The organism is Chamaesiphon sp. VAR_69_metabat_338 (genome assembly GCF_031423935.1).
Taxonomy (GTDB): domain Bacteria; phylum Cyanobacteriota; class Cyanobacteriia; order Cyanobacteriales; family Chamaesiphonaceae; genus Chamaesiphon.
This window is the reverse complement of sequence record NZ_JANPGM010000563.1, coordinates 1-4,252: the sequence shown is the minus strand read 5'-3', so window position 1 is coordinate 4,252 and position 4,252 is coordinate 1. Positions and strand designations below refer to the sequence as shown.

The window sequence follows — 4,252 nt, the reverse complement described above, 5'->3', positions numbered from 1 at the left end:
AATCGATATCCAACTCTATGCACATTTCTACGCTCGACTATTAAAGATTGAAAGCTGGATCGATCCGCCAGTCGAAATTATCCCCACTGTGTATCGAGATCTTTTGACTCCAACCGCTCGGCTCACAATTTGTCCGATCGTCGATATCCAAGGGTTGCCAGACCAAAGTGAGAGCCAAAACAATCGGACGATTGGCGAAATTGGGATCGTTACTACGGGTAATCTCAATTGGGAATATCTCCAGTCGCAAGCGATCGTCAAAGCCTTCAGTCATGCAATCCAACTGTTTCGCAAAACACATCCTCAATAGTCGCGGTCGATCGCTAATTAGCCGCTTCTGACATTTCGATCGTCCGACCTTCGTAATCCTTCACCAAAAAATTGAGCGGCTTCTCGCTGCGGATCTTGTGCTTGACTCCACGCGTTTGAATCCGCATCAGGATCTGTTCCAAACAATCGCGATCGAAACAAACGTGTCGCTGCCGATTCTTATCTCCCAGACTAGAACCCGCAATTACATGCAATTGGGAATTTTTCTTGAGTTGATACCATAGCCCTTCCGAACCCTTCATCCCGCGTACACTAGCTCGACCCATCGGTGCCGCCAAATACATTGGATCGATCCCCGCCGTCCCGATCGTTTGCTCGTAATCATAATAGTAATGAAGTGGCACTTGGGCGATCGGCAGATTTAACATCCCCTCATACAAGTCCTGCGCGATCTTTAGATCGGACACCATCACCGTGTACACCTTCGGGGCACTAGTCAAAAACAGCCACATCGCCCCAGCGTAGGCTGCCAGCAGCATCACCATGATACCTTGGGTCGAAAACAGGCTATCTAAAGGCATAAGATCGATAGAGCTAAGGATAGAATCTATGGTAACAGTCTAAATTGAATATTTGAATACAGTCGAGCCTAAAAAATCCTGGTTCAGCTATTAGTAGAGAAATTGCTTGCTACTTATAGCCGATTTCCGATCGCTCTAAAATAATTTTAGACAAATTCACACTCCTCTGCTATGATAAGAGTCTGTGAATTTTTTCAAACCACATGAAAGCTCAGGAAATTATTCGCTCGATCGAAGCGGAGTATCTAAAATCCGATCTGCCTACCCTTCACGTGGGCGACACCGTCCGTGTGGGCGTAAAAATTCAAGAAGGTAACAAAGAACGGGTGCAACCATACGAAGGCATTATTATTGCTACTCGTAACGGCGGCATCAACGAAACCATTACTGTCCGTCGTGTCTTTCAAGGTATCGGCGTGGAACGGGTATTCCTGTTGCACTCACCCAAAATTGATAGCGTCAAAGTAATTCGTCGCGGTAAAGTTCGTCGTGCGAAACTGTTCTATCTTCGCGATCGCGTCGGTAAAGCAACTCGCGTCAAACAACGGTTCGATCGTCCCTTGGAATAGATCGATCGATTTCAGAGTGTCCTGGCCATTAACTTTAGTTTCATACTATACTATTGTACGAGGGTCAGGAAAATCGCTCCATTCGCTCACGTGCGTCCTTAGTTCAGTTGGTAGAACGTTGGTCTCCAAAACCAAATGTCGGGGGTTCAAGTCCTCCAGGGCGCGTTATTAAACTAGATAGGTCTGGGCTAAAATAATAAGAATTTAGTCCAAATTCATGTATGCTATGAATCCAAATCCGATTGCAACGAAAGGCACTCTCCTAGAAACACCAAAACTATCTACTATCGACCTCTTACAATCTTGGATTGATGGTGAAGATGCCGAAGACCAGAAAGAGACAGGTGACTACCTGATTAAAACTTTGGATGAGGATCGCTCTTCCGTGCGCGAACTATTTCCCGCCGAATTAGAGGGTGTCACTTGGTAACAGCGATCGTACTAGATGCTGGCATCCTCGGATTGCTAACTAATCCCAAACGTTCGGATACTGGAGAAGCTTATGGAAAATGGCTTCAGTTGGCAATTATCAACGATCGTCAGATTTTAGTACCCGAAATTACCGATTACGAAATCCGGCGGGAATTATTAAGAGCCAACAAGCTCAATGGCTTACGACGCTTGGATAATTTTATTTCATCAAATGCGGTAACTTATTTACCAATCGATACAGCAGTTATGCGTCAAGCTGCTTTATTGTGGGCAGAAGCAAGACAACAGGGCAGACCAGTCGCCGATAATAAAGCTTTAGATGCCGATATGATTTTAGCAGCTTAAGCAATCGTTCAGTGTCCGGATGACGTTGTTATTGCTACAACTAATGTTAAGCATTTCCCCTCGATCGTTCGAGCTGACACTTGGCAAAACATATTACTGGAGTAGAGGGCAAATTTAACAGTTCAGCCCAGAATTTGGGACTCTAAGCTCCGCAGTAATATACAAGCGTAAATACTATACTAACCTTCCCTAAACTTACATCCCTCACATGGCCCGATCGGCTGAATCGCACACCGGATTAGGGTCGATCGAGCATTATACTTACATGTAGCATCGCCAATAACCCATTGACCGTCGATCAGGCTTTGCTCCTCAGGACGTGTCGCGGACTGGACGTAGAGCGCAATCTTGTGTAATTTGTAGCGACCCGATTGCAAGTGATAGCGATGACGACGTTCTAAGACAGCGTAAGTCTTACCATCCAGATCGAGATAGTTGCCTGGTTGGGGAGTCCAATCCAGCCGAACTCTAGCCACTACTGCTTGTGTTCGTGTCAAAACTACCTCAGTAGGGATTGACTCTGCTTCCATTAGATCTCCATGATGAGCATCAAAATCCTATTCTAACCCCTATTCAAAGTTTCGTTAATCGATCGATCCCCGATCGAAAGTTAAAAACCTTTAACTTATGTAGCCTTTTTGAGAACTAGCATCTGCGCCTGCGGTACACTAAGCCTTGATTCTTAGTTTTAGCATTGCTAAAGCTTTATCGTTGGGAGGATGATTATATGTCTCATAGCGTCAAAATTTACGACACTTGTATCGGCTGTACTCAATGCGTTCGGGCTTGTCCGACAGACGTATTAGAGATGGTACCCTGGGATGGTTGCAAGGCTCAACAAATTGCTTCTTCACCCCGCACGGAAGATTGTGTTGGTTGCAAACGGTGCGAAACCGCTTGCCCTACAGATTTCCTGAGTATCCGTGTCTATCTAGGCGCGGAAACTACTCGCAGTATGGGTCTAGCATACTAGTTCCCGATCGTGACTGAGGATTTGAGGGGTCGTTGTGGAGCCTTCGATCTTCAGTCACTTGGGAATTTAGGCTTTAGGTTTTAGACTTTAGGCTTTAGGAGAGAGGAGATAGGGAATAACAGGGGATCGAAGGAATTAAAATCCAAGCTCTAAACTCCAAACTATTTCTGCCCATATTGTTACATTCGAGCAAAAATCGGGTAACTATAATAGTAAAGTGGAGCCAGTCCGAACAGTAAAAAAGACTGCGATCGACACGCCAAAACTAGTATAGCCGTTGCGGGAGAATTAGACTTTATGTGTGGAATTGTTGGCTATATTGGCAATAAACCAGCCCAATCCATTCTAGTTTCAGGATTAGAAAAACTAGAGTACAGAGGTTATGATTCTGCTGGAGTCGCAACTGTTGTTGAAGGGAATTTGGACTGTATTCGCGCCAAGGGTAAGCTACACAACCTGCGCGATAAAATCGAAGTAGCTACCAATCGCGCCCCGATTGGCATCGGACATACCCGCTGGGCGACACATGGTAAGCCAGAAGAATATAACGCACATCCCCACACCGACACGAAGCGTAGGTTGGCGGTTGTCCAAAATGGGATTATCGAGAACTACCGCGAACTGCGCGAAGAACTAAAAAAACAAGGCCACGAATTTCGATCGGAAACCGATACCGAAGTCATTCCCCACCTGATTTGTCAGTGCTTTGAAGACGGTGCTAAAGACTTAATGGCAGCAGTCCAACAAGCCGTCCATAAATTATCCGGTGCCTTTGCGATCGCGGTAATTTCGGCAGACTATCCCGACGAACTAGTTATTGCCAGACAACAAGCACCGCTGATTATCGGCATCGGCGAAGGCGAATATTTCTGTGCTTCCGATACACCCGCGATCGTCCAATATACCCGCACGATCTTACCCCTAGAGAATGGGGAAATGGCCAGACTCACCAGAGATGGTGCCGAAGTATTTACCTTTGATGGTGCCAAAGTCCGCCGCACGCCTCATTCTATTACCTGGAATCCGATCGCCGTTGAAAAACAAGGCTTCCGCCACTTTATGGCGAAAGAAATCTACGAGCA

6 protein-coding genes, 1 tRNA gene and 2 pseudogenes are annotated in these 4,252 nt (G+C 46.0%); 7 read left to right on the top strand and 2 right to left on the bottom strand.

Annotation, left to right across the window (positions count from 1 at the left end; translation table 11 throughout):
* A pseudogene (locus RMO84_RS15530) lies at positions 1–310 on the top strand (GGDEF domain-containing response regulator); the annotation flags it as partial.
* Positions 311–323: 13 nt separating this feature from the next.
* Here RMO84_RS15530 and RMO84_RS15525 read toward each other — a convergent pair.
* Positions 324–851, bottom strand: a complete 528-nt coding sequence (locus RMO84_RS15525; protein ID WP_310489344.1) for a glyoxalase-like domain protein — start codon at positions 849–851, stop codon at positions 324–326.
* Between the two features lie 203 nt (positions 852–1,054).
* Here RMO84_RS15525 and rplS point away from each other — a divergent pair, with 203 nt between their 5' ends.
* The 4 genes from rplS to RMO84_RS15505 all read left to right on the top strand — a co-directional run bounded on the left by rplS (position 1,055) and on the right by RMO84_RS15505 (position 2,197).
* Entirely contained in the window at positions 1,055–1,420 is a 366-nt protein-coding gene (gene rplS / locus RMO84_RS15520) for a 50S ribosomal protein L19 (RefSeq protein WP_106301592.1), read from the top strand.
* 92 nt (positions 1,421–1,512) lie between these two features.
* Positions 1,513–1,585: transfer RNA gene (locus tag RMO84_RS15515), tRNA-Trp, on the top strand.
* A 61-nt stretch (positions 1,586–1,646) separates the two neighbouring features.
* On the top strand, positions 1,647–1,850 hold the full coding sequence (locus RMO84_RS15510; RefSeq protein ID WP_310489343.1) for a hypothetical protein: 204 nt from the start codon (positions 1,647–1,649) through the stop codon (positions 1,848–1,850).
* Positions 1,844–2,197 carry a PIN domain-containing protein gene (locus tag RMO84_RS15505; protein WP_310489342.1) on the top strand — a complete coding sequence of 118 codons (354 nt, stop codon included), beginning with the start codon at positions 1,844–1,846 and terminating at the stop codon, positions 2,195–2,197. Before RMO84_RS15510 ends, RMO84_RS15505 begins: the two co-directional genes overlap by 7 nt.
* A 179-nt stretch (positions 2,198–2,376) precedes the next feature.
* On the opposite strand, the gene RMO84_RS15500 is transcribed toward RMO84_RS15505, so the two are convergent.
* Entirely contained in the window at positions 2,377–2,727 is a 351-nt protein-coding gene (locus RMO84_RS15500; protein WP_310489341.1) for a DUF6464 family protein, read from the bottom strand.
* 197 nt (positions 2,728–2,924) lie between these two features.
* Here RMO84_RS15500 and psaC point away from each other — a divergent pair, with 197 nt between their 5' ends.
* Entirely contained in the window at positions 2,925–3,170 is a 246-nt protein-coding gene (psaC, locus tag RMO84_RS15495) for a photosystem I iron-sulfur center protein PsaC (RefSeq protein WP_015160556.1), read from the top strand.
* 297 nt (positions 3,171–3,467) lie between these two features.
* A pseudogene (locus RMO84_RS15490) lies at positions 3,468–4,252 on the top strand (glutamine--fructose-6-phosphate aminotransferase); the annotation flags it as partial.